Genomic DNA, 860 nt, shown 5'->3' on the forward strand with positions numbered 1-860 from the left:
GACGGTCCGATGCCCCAGACGCGTGAGCACATCCTGCTCGCCCGCCAGGTCGGCGTCCCCTACATCATCGTCTTCCTGAACAAGTGCGACATGGTCGACGACGAAGAGCTCCTCGAGCTCGTCGAAATGGAAGTTCGTGAGCTCCTCTCGAACTACGACTTCCCGGGCGACGACATTCCCATCATCAAGGGCTCCGCGAAGATGGCCCTCGAAGGCGACAAGAGCCCGATCGGCGAACCCGCCATCCTCCAGCTCGCCGAAACGCTCGACAGCTACATCCCGACGCCGGAACGCGCCGTGGACCAGCCGTTCCTCATGCCGATCGAAGACGTGTTCTCGATCTCTGGCCGTGGTACGGTCGTGACGGGTCGTGTTGAACGCGGCGTGATCACGGTTGGCGACGAAATCGAAATCGTCGGCATCAAGCCCACGACGAAGACGACCTGCACGGGCGTCGAAATGTTCCGCAAGCTCCTCGATCAGGGTCAGGCCGGCGACAACGTCGGTATCCTCCTCCGTGGTACGAAGCGTGAAGACGTCGAACGCGGCCAGGTTCTCGCGAAGCCCGGTTCCATCACCCCCCACACCCACTTCAAGGGTGAGGTCTATGTCCTCACGAAGGAAGAAGGCGGCCGTCACACCCCGTTCTTCAAGGGCTATCGTCCGCAGTTCTACTTCCGTACGACGGACGTGACGGGCACGATCGAACTGCCGGAAGGCGTCGAAATGGTCATGCCCGGCGACAACATCCAGATGACCGTCAAGCTCATCTGCCCGATCGCCATGGAACAGGGCCTGCGCTTCGCCATCCGTGAAGGCGGTCACACCGTCGGCGCCGGCGTCGTCGCCTCGATCATCGA

General features: G+C 62.1%; 1 protein-coding gene. It reads left to right on the forward strand.

Annotation, left to right across the window (positions count from 1 at the left end):
- A partial coding sequence (gene tuf / locus HMPREF9440_RS06780) for an elongation factor Tu (protein ID WP_008542741.1) occupies positions 1 to 860 on the forward strand: 860 nt, incomplete at both ends.

Source organism: Sutterella parvirubra YIT 11816 (genome assembly GCF_000250875.1).
Lineage (GTDB): Bacteria > Pseudomonadota > Gammaproteobacteria > Burkholderiales > Burkholderiaceae_F > Sutterella > Sutterella parvirubra.